9 protein-coding genes and 1 tRNA gene are annotated in these 16,518 nt (G+C 65.7%); 3 read left to right on the forward strand and 7 right to left on the reverse strand.

All coding sequences use genetic code 11. The annotated features are described in order from the left end of the window. Positions 1 to 602 precede the first annotated feature (602 nt). A complete protein-coding gene (locus CHB65_RS17615) occupies positions 603 to 3,371 on the forward strand; it encodes a tetratricopeptide repeat protein (RefSeq protein ID WP_218818924.1) in 2,769 nt (922 codons plus the stop codon). A gap of 236 nt (positions 3,372 to 3,607) precedes the next feature. On the opposite strand, the gene CHB65_RS07425 is transcribed toward CHB65_RS17615, so the two are convergent. Together CHB65_RS07425 and CHB65_RS07430 are read right to left on the reverse strand one after the other, a co-directional pair. After that, positions 3,608 to 8,596, reverse strand: coding sequence for a hypothetical protein (locus CHB65_RS07425; RefSeq protein ID WP_179213608.1), 4,989 nt, complete (start codon positions 8,594 to 8,596; stop codon positions 3,608 to 3,610). A gap of 330 nt (positions 8,597 to 8,926) precedes the next feature. Further along, positions 8,927 to 8,998: transfer RNA gene (locus CHB65_RS07430), tRNA-Ala, on the reverse strand. A gap of 136 nt (positions 8,999 to 9,134) precedes the next feature. On the opposite strand from CHB65_RS07430, the gene CHB65_RS07435 reads away from it, so the two are divergent. Further along, a complete protein-coding gene (locus CHB65_RS07435; RefSeq protein WP_089384434.1) occupies positions 9,135 to 9,695 on the forward strand; it encodes a rhomboid family intramembrane serine protease in 561 nt (186 codons plus the stop codon). Between the two features lie 103 nt (positions 9,696 to 9,798). Here CHB65_RS07435 and rpsJ read toward each other — a convergent pair whose 3' ends face one another. The 5 genes from rpsJ to CHB65_RS07460 form a co-directional block, all read right to left on the reverse strand. Then, positions 9,799 to 10,107: a 30S ribosomal protein S10 gene (gene rpsJ, locus CHB65_RS07440; RefSeq protein ID WP_089384435.1), complete on the reverse strand. Its 309-nt coding sequence runs from the start codon at positions 10,105 to 10,107 to the stop codon at positions 9,799 to 9,801. 3 nt (positions 10,108 to 10,110) lie between these two features. Next, positions 10,111 to 11,376, reverse strand: coding sequence for a translation elongation factor EF-1 subunit alpha (gene tuf / locus CHB65_RS07445; protein WP_089384436.1), 1,266 nt, complete (start codon positions 11,374 to 11,376; stop codon positions 10,111 to 10,113). 157 nt (positions 11,377 to 11,533) lie between these two features. Further along, complete coding sequence (locus tag CHB65_RS07450; RefSeq protein WP_089384437.1) at positions 11,534 to 12,502, reverse strand: homoserine dehydrogenase; 969 nt, start codon at positions 12,500 to 12,502, stop codon at positions 11,534 to 11,536. Continuing rightward, positions 12,499 to 13,101: an amino acid-binding protein gene (locus CHB65_RS07455; protein WP_089384438.1), complete on the reverse strand. Its 603-nt coding sequence runs from the start codon at positions 13,099 to 13,101 to the stop codon at positions 12,499 to 12,501. The genes CHB65_RS07450 and CHB65_RS07455 overlap by 4 nt, the downstream gene beginning before the upstream one ends. Before the next feature lie 349 nt (positions 13,102 to 13,450). Then, positions 13,451 to 15,637, reverse strand: a complete 2,187-nt coding sequence (locus tag CHB65_RS07460) for an elongation factor EF-2 (RefSeq protein ID WP_089384439.1) — start codon at positions 15,635 to 15,637, stop codon at positions 13,451 to 13,453. Positions 15,638 to 15,840: 203 nt separating this feature from the next. Here CHB65_RS07460 and CHB65_RS07465 point away from each other — a divergent pair, with 203 nt between their 5' ends. Next, positions 15,841 to 16,494: a protein-L-isoaspartate(D-aspartate) O-methyltransferase gene (locus CHB65_RS07465; RefSeq protein ID WP_089384440.1), complete on the forward strand. Its 654-nt coding sequence runs from the start codon at positions 15,841 to 15,843 to the stop codon at positions 16,492 to 16,494. The last annotated feature ends 24 nt before the right edge of the window (positions 16,495 to 16,518 follow it).

Consider the following 16,518-nt stretch of genomic DNA (forward strand, 5'->3'; position numbering starts at 1 on the left):
GAGGCGCATACCACCCTCCCCATCTCATCCTACGGTGATAGTTTCGGCGATTAGCCCTACGTCACGCGATTCTCTCGCTTATCCGAATACGGATGATGCTGCCCCAGACACCTCCCGATAAACTGGCGAACCCATCGGTTAGATCAAAGCTATTGTGCGGTGGTAGGCACCTGGTAGCGTGCTGAAGTGTGAGGAGGTCGCGTCGATTCCTGTCCGGGATTAAGCAGCCTGACACCCGATCCCAGTTTATCCAGATGTTAGCAATCGGTGGCAGTTGCGCATTCGAAACGTGTGTCCAGCAGTATGGCGAGGCCGATCGTGGGTCAGTGTTCCAGCTGATTGATGAGATTACCGAACAGTCCACCACACGGACGGAGATTATACGCACCTCTAGCTCTGTTGAAACCCTCCGATAGTGATAGGTTTCGTGCGTCGTGCGAGATACAGAGCGTGAGTTCAGCACGGTGGTCTTCCATCTCGTACCGTTAACCGACATAGCGGACAGCGTCAGAATCCGCTGGCCTACTGATGGGCCCTATCACTAAACCTATAATACTCGGCCCGGCATTATCCTCACTCATCCAGTCAGCCAGTCCAGACATATGCTCGAATCACTCGCAATCAATCTGCTCGCGACGGGGTTGACAGCTGGGACGGGCGTTGGTGCCCGGAAAGTACGGGCCGCGCTGCGCCATCGCCAGGTGTCAGAGGCCATTAGCGGCGTCGCCACCGAGTTCAACAAAGCGCTCGAACAGGCCATCAAAGAAGAAAACGAACGCCGCGATTCTAACGAACTCGCAGGCGTAACCACTGACTGGGGAGCCGTCGCCGAACACCTCGCCATCACCGAGGCAGCGCCAGACCCTACTTCCCGTCACGCACGCGAAGAAATCGACATCCTCTTTCAGGACGAGGAGGCGGCCATCGCTAGTCTCGCGGAGGCAATCGGGGCCGTCAACGAGGGTGTCGGGGTAGCCATGCGAGAAGACGCGGACGTCCGCGCGGCCATCGAAGGGGCACTGACGCGAGCCTACAGGCGCGCAGTCGCCGACTTCGAACGCCGCGTTGCGCGCGACGAGGAACTCGCTGCTGTCTTCGAGGCCGAAACCAACCTCGTGCTTGTCGAGCAAATCAGGGACCTCTTGGAACGGCTCGACACGCTGCAAGAGGATGTCGACCGGTTGCTGACCCAGGACATCCGCAACGAGGGCTTTCGCCAGCTTTCGTCGGTCTACTTCGAGCGGGTGAGCCCGTCGCCCGAGACGTGTTGGCAGACGACGTTTACGCTCGCCGACGTCCATGCGGGCATCCCGGCGGCTCGGAGTGGGCATCAAGAGGAGACGACTGCCAGTGCCGAACTCATTGACGCGTTGGAAGCCGGCCAGAATCGTATCGTTGTTGGTCGGCCGGGCGCTGGCAAGAGCACGCTCTGCAAGCAGGTGGCCCTCGAGTGGTATCAGGCCGAAGAGACCGGCCCAGTGCTGTATCGCGAGAGTGGGCGCGGCGACGGCCAGTTCCAGAGTACTGGTACGCTCAGCGACGCAATCGACCGGAGTGAGGGGCATGTCCTTGTTGTCGTTGAGGACGCCGTCCGCGAAGCGGCTAACGCAATCCTAGGTGTCATTGAGGAGTATGGCGACACCCCGACGGTGAGTTTCCTACTCGACGCACGCCGCGGGGAATTCGAACAGTTCGGCGCCGGTGAGGCGACCGACCGGACGAAACGCCGTCTCGGTGACCTGCTCGACCGGCTTCCTCAATATCAGTTGCCGGCGATCACCGACACGGATATCGTGCGAGTCGTGAACGCCTTCGAGGAGGCGACCGGACGGACAGTCGGGCGTGACCCGGCCCACCTCTACGCCGAAATCACGGGCGAGGACGCCGAAGAGTTCGGCGCGTTCCTGCTGTTGTCGTTCCATCTGCCGGTCGGGTGGGATTCAATTGACCGCGAGGGGACTGAAACGGGCTTTGAAGCTCACGTTCGATCCCGGTACGAGACGCTACACAATCCCGGCAGCGAGGACGCGGTGCGGGACCTCTCGCGGTTCGATCCAGCGTTGCTCGCCGACGTCGGCGTGATGGTGAACCTCCTGAACGCCGCCGGAATCGGTATCCATCCCGAACTGGTTCACGCGCTCGCGGCCGAATACGGCCACGACATCGACACACACGACGAGATTGTCGATATTCGTGCGGCCCTGGAGGGGTGGTTCCTGTACCGGACCAGTGGAGACGAGGGACCGGTCCGGACCACTCACGAACTCTGGTCGACACTATACCTACGGCACCTGGCCCGCGAGCACGCCGCACAGCAGGCAACGAGTCGGCTCCGCGATCGGTCGGAACCCCGCGTGGGGCGGTGTCTGGATGCGCTGTTCCGACTCTGTGACGACGAGACCCACCGGGAGGAACTGGCCCGCGCGTTCCCTGACTCGGCAGTGCTCGCGTCGATTGCCGACGACCCGGGAGCGGCGGCAGCAGAATACGTTGAGGCGATTTTCGAGGTAGGCGAGCGCTGGCCGGTGCTGGCCCCGCTGTTCGGGACGACGAAGACTGCGCGATACGAACTTCCCGAGGCCATCTCGGAGGACACAAGCCAGTGGATCGTCACCACCCGCGGGCACGCCCACCGCAAACGTGGAGCGTACCCGAAGGCCCGTGCGGAATACAAACAGGCACTGCAAGAGGCACGGGAAGTAGACGACCGGCACGGCGAGGCCAGAAGCCTCAACAACCTCGGAGTGGTCGCCGAGGTGCTGGGCGAGTACGAGGACGCCCGGGAGTACTACCAGCAGAGTCTCGACATCCTCCGCGACATCGGCGACCGGGCCGGCGAGGCCAAAAGCCTCAACAACCTCGGAGTGGTCGCCGAGGTGCTGGGCGTGTACGAGGACGCCCGGGAGTACCACCAGCAGAGCCTCGACATCAACCGCGACATCGGCGACCGGGCCGGCGAGGCCAAAAGCCTCAACAACCTCGGAGTGGTCGCCGGGGCGCTGGGCGAGGACGAGGACGCCCGGGAGTACTACCAGAAGAGTCTCGACATCCTCCGCGACATCGGCGACCGGGCCGGCGAGGCCACCAACCTCGGAGTGGTCGCCAGCAATCTGGGCGAGTATGAGGACGCCCGGGAGTACCACCAGCAGAGCCTCGACATCAACCGCGACATCGGCGACCGGGCCGGCGAGGCCAAAAGCCTCAAAAACCTCGGAGTGGTCGCCCAGCGCCTAGGCGAGTACGAGGAGGCCCGGGAGTACTACCAGCAGAGCCTCGACATCTTCCGCGATCTCGGGCACGCACACGCCGAGCAGGTTGAGTCACATCTGGCGGAGTTACCCGAGAACGAGTGGGCGTTCTCTGTTCGCTGATCCGCTGCACTCATACGGTACTTCGCTGTTTCTGTCGCGAACATGCTGTGCCGAAACCAACTCATGCTGCTCAAGCCCGGTACGCTACATTCGCGCTGTTTATTCAGCATGATCGCTCAATGCTATCACTGATTAAGGATTTCAACAGAGCCATAACTTTGTAATTTAGCGGGATACGGGGAACAAGACATACGCATTGCTGTCAAGGAGGGCTTGCAAGCCGGTCGTCGTTCGTGTCAGGAGGGGGGTTCGACCCCGTCAAACGTATCCGGAGCAGGGGGCGCAGCCCACGGCGACTGTTCGGGCAGTACTGTGCCGAGCGTTGAGCCCGGATCTCTACCCTGAACCCGGACATTCCATGTATAACATTCCTTAGTCGCGGAGTTTCCGGGTTCGACCGGCGCGACGGCCTCTTCGCGGCTGGGAAGGTCAACCTCCCCGGCGTTCGGGTCTTCGACGCGTTCGTACGTTGTGGCCCGGCCGTCAGCCTCCTTGACCCGGCGGATGTATCCGGCGTCGGCGAGCTCGGCAAGGACACGGCGGACCTGGCGCGGACCGACGTCGACGACGTCGCGGACGTCGGCCGTCGTGAATTCGCGGCCCAGTGTCCGGTAGTGACTGGCGATCTTGGTCGCGGTCTCCGACCACGTTTCGACGACCTGTCCCTCGCCGACGACTGGGAGATCGCTGCGGAGCGCTGAGGTCCTCGCAACGACGGTTGCGCCGGAGCCACCCCTCGCGAACCGGAGAATCGCCTGCATGGTCTGGTCCTCGGTCATGTGTTTGAGATAGGCGTCGCCGATTTCGGATCCGTACGCGAGGTCAGCGCCGCGCCCAGAGCGGCGGTCGGTGTCGACCTCCTCACCGCCGAGCGCGGCGAACCGTTCGATCGCGTGGTCGCCGTAGTGTTGACACCCGAGGATAGCGGCGAGGCGCTGGTCGCCCAGCTCGTTCGATCCTTTGAGGTTCCCGTAGTTCTCCCACGTGGAGACGACACCGTCAAGACGCGCATCGTTTTCGAGGACCTCGCGAACGCCTTTCGTCGTAATCGCCGCGGGTTTCCCGACGGTCGAGGCGGCCTCGTCGCGGCGTCGCGGGGCGTCGATCCCGGCGTACTCCTCGGCGAGCGCCTCAAGGAGCGCGACGTCGCCGTCGGTGTCCTTCGATGCGGGCGAGCCCTCGTAGTACCGCGGCCGGTCGGCAGCGCGGAGGACGCGGAGGTCGAGGGCGTCCTCAAGGAACGTGGCCCGTTCGGCCGCTGAGTCGTGAATATCGTCTACGGAAACGTCCTCGCCCAGCGCGACGGACCACAACTCTGCGCGGCCGGTCGCGTCGAGGGCGACGAGAGGGACGTCCTCACCGCCGGCGTCGGTCCGGGCGGGTGGGTTGTGTAATAACGCGCCGTGACCGTTTCGGTCGAGGACGGTCGTCGCGCGGCCGTGGGTGTCGACGACGTCAAGCGTCGTCCCGTCGGTGGCGCGGTCGTCGAACGCCCAGGCGTCAGTATGGATCCGGCGCGGCTCGTCGGCGACCACGGCCTCAAGGAGGTGATGGGCGTCGGGGTGTGCGTATCCGTCGGTCGCCCAGGCGGCGAGGCGCCGGCACCCCTCGCGACTACCACGGAGCGCCGTCATCGCCGCGTTAAGCCGCGCGGAGGCGGCCTCGGTCCCGTCACGGACGGCCTCGACGGCCTCCTCGACGAGGAGTCGGAGGTCGCCCGCGATCGGCAGCTCGCCCAGCTCGACCGCGGCGAGGTCGGGGTTCGACACACCCGAGAGGGTCGCCCTCGCGAGGGGTTCGACGACGGCCGGTCGGATCCACCGTTCAACACCCGCGCCCGGTTGCTCGGGGTCGAGCGCGTCGAGCGCGTCGGTAAGGTCGCGGAACGCCTCGGCCGCGTCGTCGCCGGTCGAGACGTCCTCAAGCGCCTCGCGGACACCGAGGTTCCGGAGGAGATCGTCGTCGACCTCCGAGAGTATCTCGCCGGCGTCCTCGCGAGCGTCGAGGAGGTCGCCCATGCGGGCGAGCGCGGCGACGGCCTGGTCGACGGCGTCCAGGTCGTCGACGCGCCCCTCAAGCCACGCACGGACCCACTCGTCGCCCGAGAGGTCGGCCTCGTACATATCCCGCTGGTCCTCGACGTCCTCGCGGAGCGACCGGGCGAGCCACGTCGCATGATCGGGGGCGAGGTCGTCGAATTCCCGGGTAAAGGCCTCCCCGACGAATTCGTCGAGGACGACGGCTCGCGGCGCGGTGTCGACGCGGCCGTGGGCGTCTCGGCTGTAAGCCGTCCGAACGCTCGCGACGTGGGCGTGAACGTACGACCCGACGAGGAGGTCGGCGGTGTCGTCGGCGTCGCTCGCGTGTTCCCACCCTTCGGTATACGGACACGTCGCGCCGTCCTCCGAACACGGGAGATCGGCACCAAACAACCCAGCGGCCTCGGTATGAATCTCGCGAGGGGTGTATCCGAGGCGGCGGGCGACGTGAACGACGAGCGCCCAGGCGGGCCCATACTCACCGTCGGCGACGGGACACGTCGGGCGGTCGAGATCGACGTCGTCCTCGTCGGTCTCCTCCTCGACAAAAATGTCCTCGACGTCGACGTCCTCGTCGTCTCCGCCGGTGCCCTCAAGCGCTCGGGAGACCAGCGACCACCGGTCGCGGAGCCGGTCCTTTCCGCCCTCGCGGATGTACTTGGTCGCGGCCGCGAGGACGTCGTCGCGGACGTTTTCCTCCGCGAACACGGGAAGGATCCGGGCGTCGACGCCCCAGCGGTCGGCCTTTTCGAGGGCCTGGGCCTGTAACTCCTTCCGGGGTGCGAGGTACGAAAGCGGCCGGTCGCGCGCCGTTTTGACGGTCCCGGTCGTCTTTCCCGTCGCCGGCAGCGCGGCGACGACGGTCGGGGAGCCGTCCTCGGCGGTCGCGTCTCCGATAAGCTCCTCGACGTCGGCCCGCGCCTCGTCGAGGGCGTCGGGATCGACACCATCGAGCTCGCGGGCGTCGACCAGCTCTTCGGCGGTTGGGAGTTGGGGCGTGACCTCGCGGGAGCCGTCCTCGGCGGGTTTCCACCGGGGGAGGGGCGCTCCGTACTGGTCGCGAGCGGCAGCGTACGCGTCGACAAAGTCGGACCCTTCGAGCGGGTCGTCGGGGTGTCGAACGATCCCCGCGTCGAGGGCGGCGAACCGAACGACGTCGAGGACACGCTCGGTGTCGGCGTCCCACACCGTCCCGCTCGGGAACACAAGCACCGAGGCCTCACCTTCGGAGTCGCGCCAGGCGGGATTTAACGCGCGGGCGGCCTCGCCGCCGACCTCGTCGCCCTCCGCCGTGACCTCGGTCGCGAGGGCGTCGGTGTCGAGGTCCCAAAACGTCGCCTCTCCGATTACATCGAGGACGGCGTCGAATTCCGCGATCGCGTCGCGTGTCGTGTAGTATTTGGGGAGGGGCGCCTCGTACTGGTCGCGAGCGGTCGCGTACGCCTCGGCGTATGCGTCTCCGAGGTCGTCCTCGGGACCGTCGACGATCCCCTCGGCGACGGCGACGGCGCGGACGACGTCCACGGCCTCACCGGTGGCGGGACACGCGAACCGTTCGGGCGCGTCGGGCGCCGCGTCGAGGCCCTCGACCTCGTCGGGTGTGACACGCGCGGCAGCGTCCCATGCGCGGCGGACGTCGACGGTCGCGCCGATCTCCCGCGGGTCGTCGCGGTACTCCTCGCCGGAGTCGTCCTCCTCCCCGTCGAACGCCCCCACCGGCTCCCGGCCGGGATCGACGTCGTACTCCTCCGAGATATGGTCGAGGACCTGGTTATACGCGCCCGACGGCAGCGCCCGGTAGCTTTTCCCGTCGTGGTCCTCGGGATCGGCGACGACCTCTCCGGTATCAGTATCACGGCGGACGAGGTCGTCGGCGTGGACGAGGCCGTCCTTGAGAGCGACGCCAATTAGGCCGCGGTATGGGACCGGGTCGTCGTTCGAGACGTAACTCTGGTCCTTGGCGTGTTTCCATGCTGTAAAGACCTCGTCGTCGTCGAGACTCCCGTCGGGGTCGTCGGCGCGTCGTCCGTCGGCCTCGACCAGGATGTACGTAAGCGCGTTGTAACTAACTCCGTACTTGAAATCGGTCGCAAGCTCCGCCCTCTTGACGACAAAGTAATTTTCACTTTCCCCGTGGTGTCCGAGTGGGTTCTTTCCACGATCGCCCTCACTTAGGCCGGTCACGTCGGTAATGTCGAGGTCGAACAGCGCCGACCGACCGTTGGAGGACGAGACCGTCGAGGTGTCTCGGTCCTCGGTGTCGCTCTGCGAGGAGTTGGTCGACGGCTCGGTATATGCCGGGTGGTCCGTCGCACGGACCGCGGCCGCGAGGACCGGAGCGAGGTCGCCGTCCCACTCTATGAGGTAATCGTCGAGATCGACCTTTGAGAGGCCCGGTCGTGGAAGTTCCGCGATCCGGGCGTCGACGCCGGCCTCGGTGAGGAACGCGCCCGTCGAGACGGCGCCGCGGAGACCCTCCCCGTACTGGGGGAGTGTCAGTCGGTCGTTTTCGTCGATCGCGGAGGACGGCTCTTCGGCGTCTTGAACGATATACACTCGGGGGACGTCGTACGCCTGTAGGACGTCGAGGAGGTCCTCGCGGTCGCTTTTTTTGAACGTGGTCGTGACCGGGGAGAGGGCCGGGAGCCCGTTTTGGTGGGCCGTGATCGCGTCGGCGATCCCTTCGGTGATTATGACCGGCTCCCCCTCGCGGACGGTGTCGAGGCCGTAAATCGGCTCCTCGACAACGACCTCGTCGCTGGAGACGGCGATCTTGTGGTACTTTGCCGGGTCGTCCTCCTCACCGTACCGACCCGCCCAGTCGGCGGAGTGCGCCGGGTCGAGGGCCCGTGTGATCGCGAACACGGCGCGGCCGTCCTCGTCGAGATACGGGAGGACATACCGCCCGGACCACGCTGCCGAGAGGTTCCCGTCTCCTCGCTCCTGAAATAGCCCGGTCGCGATGATCGTTCTCCGATCGAACCCCCGCCGGTGTAGGTATGCTAAAAGCCGGTCGTGAGTGTCGGCTGGGGCGTACCCGAGCTGTTTCGCCTCTATCGTGTCCTCACCCCAGCCCCGAGCGTCGCGATAGTACTCTCTAGGAGTGGAATATTGGACGTCCTTTGGAAGCTCGGTGTCAAGTTGTTGGGAGAACCAATCAATTGCCGCAGTGAACGCGGCTGTCACGGAACCTTCCGTGAGAGGATCTTCATTGATTCCGCTTCTGCCAGTCACCGTCCCTCACCCCCGCTTATTTTCCTGACTATTCGATCGATATATGAAGCCAGACTGGGGTGCTCCCCGCGACGGTGGTTACGCAGGAAGCCCTGTCCCACGATGTGTTCGACAGTTCGGATTTCACTACGCTGATCACCAGCACGCGAGAGGGTGCAAGAGGAATCTCGTTCAACTCCCCCAGACCAATGACCCTGATCATATATATACCAACATCCAGAACTCCTCGTATGGGCTCTGAGAGACGGTTCTACCGTCCCTAATCTTCGAGAGAAATCGCGATGGACTCGCGGGGATTTGAACCCCGGGCCTCTTCCTTGCGAAGGAAGCGATCTGCCGCTGATCTACGAGCCCGCATCCGATCACAGTCGACGTTCGTATTTGTACCTTCCCTTTTCGGGTTCCTGGAAGGGGCAATCGGCCACACGGTCGTCTTTCCAGCCACCACAAGCGTTCACGGATTTATACTGCTCCGCCGCCAAGGACGGGTATGCGCGCCACGCTCGAAACGCTCGCGATCGTCTGTCTCGTCGGCGTCGCCCAACTCGCCCTCGGCGTCGTCGGGCTCGCGTGGGCGTTTGCGCTCGCCCCTCCCATCTCCGTCGCGCCCTGGACCGTTGTGACAAGCGTCTACGCGCACGGCTCGATCGAACACCTTCTCGGGAACGCGATCGCCCTCCTCATCGTCGGCCCGCTCGTCGAACGCCACACCACCCGGGCGCGGTTCCACGCCTTCGTGATTACGACCGGCGCACTTGCGGGGATCACACAGGTCACCCTCGGCGGCCTCCTCGGCTCTGCACCGGCCGTTCTCGGGTTAAGCGGCGCCGTCTTCGCGCTCGGCGGCTACCTGCTCGCCGGCAACGTCGCCAGCGCGACCCTCTTCGACCGCCTCCGGCTCTCCCCTCGCGCACAGATCGCCCTCTTTGGAGCCATCGCGGTCGTTCTCACCCTCCTTACGGCCGCCCCCGGCGTCGCGCTGATCGCCCATGCGGTCGGCGCGTTCTGCGGGCTCCTCGCGGGTCGGATTCGGTTGCTGGACACTCGCTGATTCATCCCGGATCGACGTTCGACTGACGGGGCGGTCGCTCACGGGCGGAAAAATGGGAAAACGGAACCCGCGGTGAGAGCGTGGCGCGGATGCGCCCTAGCGCTTAGTCCTCGAGGACGATCTCGATGCTGACGTCGTTCGGCACCTGGACGCGCATGAGCTGTCGAAGCGCGCGTTCGTCGGCGTCGATGTCGATCAGCCGTTTGTGGACGCGCATCTCCCAGTGCTCCCACGTCGCCGTCCCCTCACCGTCCGGGGACTTTCGCGACGGGATCTCCAGCTTCTTCGTCGGCAGCGGGATCGGTCCCGACAGGGCGACCCCCGTCGAGTCCGCGATCTCGCGGACGTCGTCGCAGATGTCGTCGAGGTCCTCGGGGCTGGTGCCGGCGAGGCGGACGCGTGCCTGCTGCATCGATTATCGCTCGTTGACTTCCAGCACCTTGCCGGCCGCGATGGTCTGACCCATGTCGCGGATGGCGAAGCTGCCGAGCTCCGGAATGTCGCCGGACGGCTCGATGCTGAGCGGTTTTTGCGGGCGGACGGTGACGACGGCGGCGTCGCCGGACTTGATGAAGTCCGGGTTCTCCTCGGCGACCTCACCCGAGGCGGGGTCGATCTTCTGATCGATCTGCTCGATCGTACAGGCGACCTGCGCCGTGTGCGCGTGGAAGACGGGCGTGTAACCGGCCGTGATCACGCTGGGGTGCTGCATGACGACGACCTGCGCCTTGAACGTCTCTGCGACCGTCGGCGGGTCGTCGGCCGGGCCACAGACGTCGCCGCGGCGGATGTCGTCCTTGCCGATCCCACGGACGTTGAACCCGACGTTGTCGCCGGGCTCGGCCTTGGGGACCTCCTCGTGGTGCATCTCGACCGTCTTCACCTCGCCGCCGACGTCCGACGGCTGGAAGGAGACGTTGTCACCCGTCTGCAGGACACCGGTCTCGATCCGTCCGACGGGGACCGTTCCGATACCGGAGATGGTGTAGACGTCCTGGATGGGGAGCCGGAGCGGCGCGTCCGTCGGCGGCTCGGACTCGGGCAGGTTGTTGAGCGACTCCAGCAGGGTGGGGCCGTCGTACCACGGCGTCTCGTCGGACTCCTCGGCGATGTTGTCGCCCTCGAACGCCGAGATGGGAACGAACGTCGTCTCGTCGGTGTTGAACCGAACCTGCTTGAGCAGGGTCTTCACTTCCTCGACGACGTCGTCGTACGTCGACTCCGCGTAGTCGACGACGTCCATCTTGTTGACGGCGATGATGAGCTCGTTGATCCCGAGCGTTCGGGCCAAGAAGACGTGCTCTCGCGTCTGGGGCGCGACACCGTCGTCGGCGGCGACGACGAGGACCGCGTTGTCCGCCTGGGAGGCACCCGTGATCATGTTCTTCACGAAGTCACGGTGGCCCGGACAGTCGACGATGGTGAAGTAGTACTTGTCCGTGTCGAACTCCTGGTGGGCGATGTCGATGGTGACACCACGCTCGCGCTCCTCGGCGAGGTTGTCCATCACGTAGGCGAACTCGAATCCGCCCTTGCCCTTCTCTTTGGCTTCCTCGCGGTGCTGCTCGATTACGTGCTCGGGGACGCTCCCCGTTTCGAAGAGGAGTCGGCCCACGAGCGTGCTCTTTCCGTGGTCGACGTGGCCGATGATGGCCAGATTCTGGTGCGGTTTGTCACTCATGGGGTAATCACGCGCTAAGGCGCTCTGTGAGTAGGTTTCGGTAGATTCCACTAAAACGGTTTCGATACGTACCACAGTCGATCCCGCCGCCGTCCGGCGATTCCTGACACACGCCACCACGCGAGGGCGGCGCACGATCGGGAGTTCGACACGTGGGCTATTTCAGCCGGCCGACATCACCGAGGACCGCGCTCGCGGTTTCCGGGCCACCCGCCCCGCGCCCGGAGATGTTGAGCCGACCGGCATGGGTCGTCTCGATCTGCACGATGTTCTGTGTCCCGTTCACCGCGAGCGTTCCGTTCTCGGGGATCAATCGGGGGGCGACCCGGACCGTCTCGCCGGTCGCCTCGCCGATCAGCCGGACGGTCCGGCCGTCCTCGGCGGCGAGTCGGAGCGCCGATCCCGGGATGTCACGGATCCCCGAGACCGCAGCGTCCGCGAGCGTGAACTCCCGCGCGCTCGACGGGTCCGCCGCCGCCCCGAACGAGAGCACGTTTGAGAGGATGACACACTTCAACGCCGCGTCGGTCCCCTCGACGTCGAAGGAGGGATCCGCCTCCGCGACGCCGAGGTCTTGTGCCTCCGCGAGGACGTGGTCGTAATCGAGCCCTTCGGCCGCCATTCGGGTGAGGATGAAGTTCGCGGTGCCGTTGAGCACGCCCCGGATCGCCGTCACGTGGCTCGGCTCGACGTCCTCGACGGTCGAGATCGCCGGGATCGCCCCGCCAACGGTCGCCTCGAAGCGAACGCCGCCCGCGCTGTCCGCCTCAAGCGCCCGGACGTCGCCGAACCGTTCGGCGACCGGTCCCTTGTTCGCGAGCACGACGTGTCGATCGCGCTCGAGGGCCGTCTTGAGGTGGGAGAACCCGGGTTCAGCGTCGCCGAGGGTCGTCGGCGTCGCCTCCACCAACACGTCGTAGTCGGCCGCAAGCGCGTCGTCGGGGTCATCGTCGCCGACGACGCCGATCTCCGCTTTGCGCGTGAGTACCGCCTCGGCGTCGACGCCGTCAGGTTCGACGATCGCGCTCGAGGAGTCCGCGACGGCGACGACCTCGTGACCGTACTCGCCGGCCAACTCGACGACCGACCGGCCGACCGCCCCGGCGCCGATGACGGCGAGTTTCATGCCTCCACCCCCGCGAGCGGCTCGACGACACGAAGCCCCTTCTCCTCGGCGATCGACCGGACGGCTTCGAGCGCGGCTGCCGTCTCGCCCGCACGTGCCTCCAGGCGCAGCCGTGCGCTCGAGACGTCCTCGGTTCCACGGGGTGCTGCGAGCGAGACGTCCGCGACCGAGGCCGACGCACAGCCTTCGATCCGCGTGAGCGTATCGGAAAGGTCCGTGTCGATCAGGTGCCCGAACACGACGACCGTGAGTTCCTCGGCGTACTCCTCCGTGCCGGCCTGCATCACGTTCACACCCGCCTCGCGGAGCGCCTCGACGATCGCCTCGAACCGCTCTTCGGTCGCCTCGAAGTCGACCTCGACGGGGATCCGACCGCGCGGCGTCTTGTTCCCCCGTTCGTGATAGATCGATAGGAGGTTTCCGCCGCTGTCGGCGATCGGCTGCAATGCAGCCAGCAGCTGCCCGGGTTCGTCGACGAGTTCCAGCCGAACGGTGTGTGTCGACGGCTCCGGCGAGTGACCGCCGTCGGGGGAGGGATCGCTCGCGGACCCGAGGGCCGGATCGACGCCGTCGACCCCGTCGAACTCCGGGGCGGTCATCGGGTCCTCACCCCCGACACCCGCTCCGGCGTGTCGAGTGCCCGAGCCCGCGGCGTCAACCGTGCCCGCGGCGTCAAGCGTGTCCGAGCCCGCGACGCCAACCGTCCCCCTGTGATCGACGCGGAGCCGTCGCTCGCTCGCGCTATCTCGATACGCCGATCGGGGTTCCTACCCGTCTGCATGCATAAACGAAGTTGGGGCAGGAGGTATAAGCCTTCGGCGTTGGCATTCGTTGCCCCCGATGTGGTCGCCGTCGCTCCACGGACGAAGCGATCGAAGCCGCGGACACGAGGATAAAAACGGGGCCGACGACAGTCGGGCGCCAACTCCGACGCCCACGGCGGCCCTTTTAAATGTAGTCGATGGAGACCGGCAGTTCGAGCTTCATCCCCTTCCGCTCGCGGATCTCCATGATCGTCTCGCGCTGCAGGTTGTCGACGAGCACCCGGAAGCCGGCGTTCTCGGTGTTCCAGGACGCCCGACCCTCGGTCGCCGAGCGGATGTCCGAGGAGAACCCGATCATCTCCTCGACGGGCGCGATGCCCTCGACGACCATGAGGTCACCCTCCTGGTACATGTCGTCGACGCGGCCGCGGCGACCCTGGATCTCGCCCGACGCTGCGCCCATGTGCTCGGACGGCACGTCGATACGGACGTCCTGAATCGGCTCCAGCAGCCGAACCTCGCCGTCGATCAGCGCGCGGTGAACCGCATCGCGGACGGCGGGGATGACCTGTGCCGGTCCGCGGTGGATCGTGTCCTCGTGGAGCTTCGCGTCGTGCAGGCGGAACAGCGCTCCCTGCACCGGCTCGGCGGCCAGCGGCCCGTCGTCGAGCGCCTCCTGTAGCCCTTCGAGGACGAGCTCCATCGTCTCGTTGAGGTGTTGAATCCCCTTCGTGTCGTCGATGAGGATGTTCGTCCGGTGGATGTCCTCGACGTTCTGGGAGGTGTCCTTGTCCATCCCGGCTTCCTGTAACGCCTCGCGACGTTCCAGCTCCGGCATGTCCATCGAGACCTCGCCGAGCTGGATCGCCTCGACGATCTCGTCGTCGAGCAGCTCGACGGTGAGGTAGAACTTGTTGTGGCGGTTCGGCGAGACGCCCTCAACCTCGCGGGACTGCTGCTGGGGCTGTTCGCGGTAGACGACGATCGGCTCGCCGGTGATGACCGGAATGCCCTGATTGTCCCGAATGCGCTGGGTGATCACTTCGAGGTGCAGCTCGCCCTGACCGCTGATCAGGTGCTCGCCGGTGTCCTCGTTGATCTCGATCTGGATCGTCGGATCCTCCTTGGCGACCTGCTGGAGCGTCTCGATGAGCTTCGGCAGGTCGTCCATGTTCTGTGCCTCGACGGACTTCGTGATGACCGGCTCGGAGATGTGTTCGATCGACTCGAACGGCGTCATCTCGACGGAGGAGATGGTCGAACCCGCGATGGCATCGCGCAGGCCGGTGACGGCCGCGATGTTGCCGGCGGGAACGTGACCGACCTCCTCGCGCTCGCTCCCCATGAACAGCCCGACGCTCTGAATGCGGTTTTTCCCCGCCGTCCCGGAGACGTAGAGCTCCTGACCCTTCTCCAGGGTGCCGGAGAAGACGCGGCCGGTCGCGATCTCGCCGGCGTGGGGATCCATCGAGATGTCCGTCGCCATGAAGACGACCTCGCCGTCCTCGTCGACGATCCGCATCGACTCGGCCAGGTCGCTCTCGTCGTCGCCGCGCCAGATCCGCGGGATCCGCATCGGCTGCGCCTTCACGGGGTTCGGGAAGTGCTCACAGACCATGTCGAGCACGACGTTCGAAAGCGGCGTCTTCTCGTGCAGCTCGTCGCGTTTGTCGGCCTGTTCCAGATCGATGATGTCGCCGAAGTCCATGCCGGTTCGCTGCATCGACGGCAGCGAGACGCCCCACTTGTACAGCGCGGAGCCGAAGCCGACCGTTCCCTCCTCGACGGAGACGGTCCAGTCGTCGATGTCGTCGTAGTCCTCGGTCATCCCGCGGATCAGCTCGTTGACGTCCGAGATGACCGCGAGGAGCCGCTCCTGCATCTCCTGGGGGCCCTCCTGGAGCTCGGAGATGAGGCGGTCGACCTTGTTGATAAAGAGCGCCGGCTTCACGCCCTCACGGAGCGCCTGCCGAAGCACGGTCTCGGTCTGTGGCATCGCTCCCTCGACGGCGTCAACGACCACGAGCGCGCCGTCCACTGCACGCATTGCACGGGTGACGTCGCCACCGAAGTCGACGTGGCCCGGCGTGTCGATGAGGTTGATGAGGTGGTTCGTTCCCTCGTATTCGTGGGTCATCGAGACGTTCGCCGCGTCGATCGTGATCCCGCGCTCCTGTTCGTCCTCCTTCGTGTCCATCGCGAGCTGCTCGCCCGCGGTGTCCTGGGAGATCATCCCCGCACCCGCCAGCAGGTTGTCCGAGAGCGTCGTCTTCCCGTGATCGACGTGGGCGGCGATGGCAATGTTCCGGATGTTCTCCGGCTCGTCCATCAGCCGTTCACATTCTTGAACGATCTTCTTGCGTCGGCCCATTATACCGAACGGTACCGACAGCAGGGTCAAAAGGATAGTGTTTCTCCTCGGCTTGAAGCATGTCCTCAGCCGCCAACATCCGCCTGATCCCCGGTTTCATGTGGTATGGTCTCACGATCGACTGCCCCATCTCATCGGCCATCGCCCCCATGCGGACCGGTTCGACCGGTGGTTTCAGGCGCCCCGGCGTGATAGGGGGACACATGACTACCCGTGACGACGAGGGGCACGACGACCACGAGCGGGCCCGGCGACGGCTCGTCGACCGTCTCCGTCGTCGAACGGACGTGAGCGAGGCAACGCTTGCGGCCATCGAGGCGGTCCCCCGTCACGAGTTCGTCCCGCCGGCCCGTCGGTCCGCCGCCTACGCCGACCGACCGCTTCCTATCGGCCACGGACAGACGATAAGTGCCCCACACATGGTCGCCATCATGGTCGATCTGATCGCGGTCGACCGCGGCGACCGGGTCCTCGAGATCGGTACCGGCTGTGGCTATCACGCCGCCGTCGTCGCCGAGATCGTCGGCCCGGGGAACGTCCACAGCGTCGAGTACGTTCCCGAACTCGCCGACGCCGCCCGGGAGCGCCTCGCCGGTCTCGGCTACGACGTCGTCGTTCACGTCGGCGACGGTCGGGCGGGCTGCCCGTCGGCGGGACCGTTCGACGCGTCCTATCTTACCTGCGCGGCCGCGGACGGGGTCCCGGATCCGATCGTCGAGGGAACCCGACCCGGGGGCCACGTCGTCGCCCCGGTCGGCGCCGATGGCGGTCAGCGACTCGTCCGACTCACGGTTCGCGCCGACGGGGACGTCGATCGTGAGGATCACGGCGGCGTTCGGTTCGTTCCGCTTCAGTGATCGACACCGATCGTCCCATTCCGG

The organism is Halorubrum vacuolatum, from assembly GCF_900188065.1.
GTDB lineage: Archaea > Halobacteriota > Halobacteria > Halobacteriales > Haloferacaceae > Halorubrum > Halorubrum vacuolatum.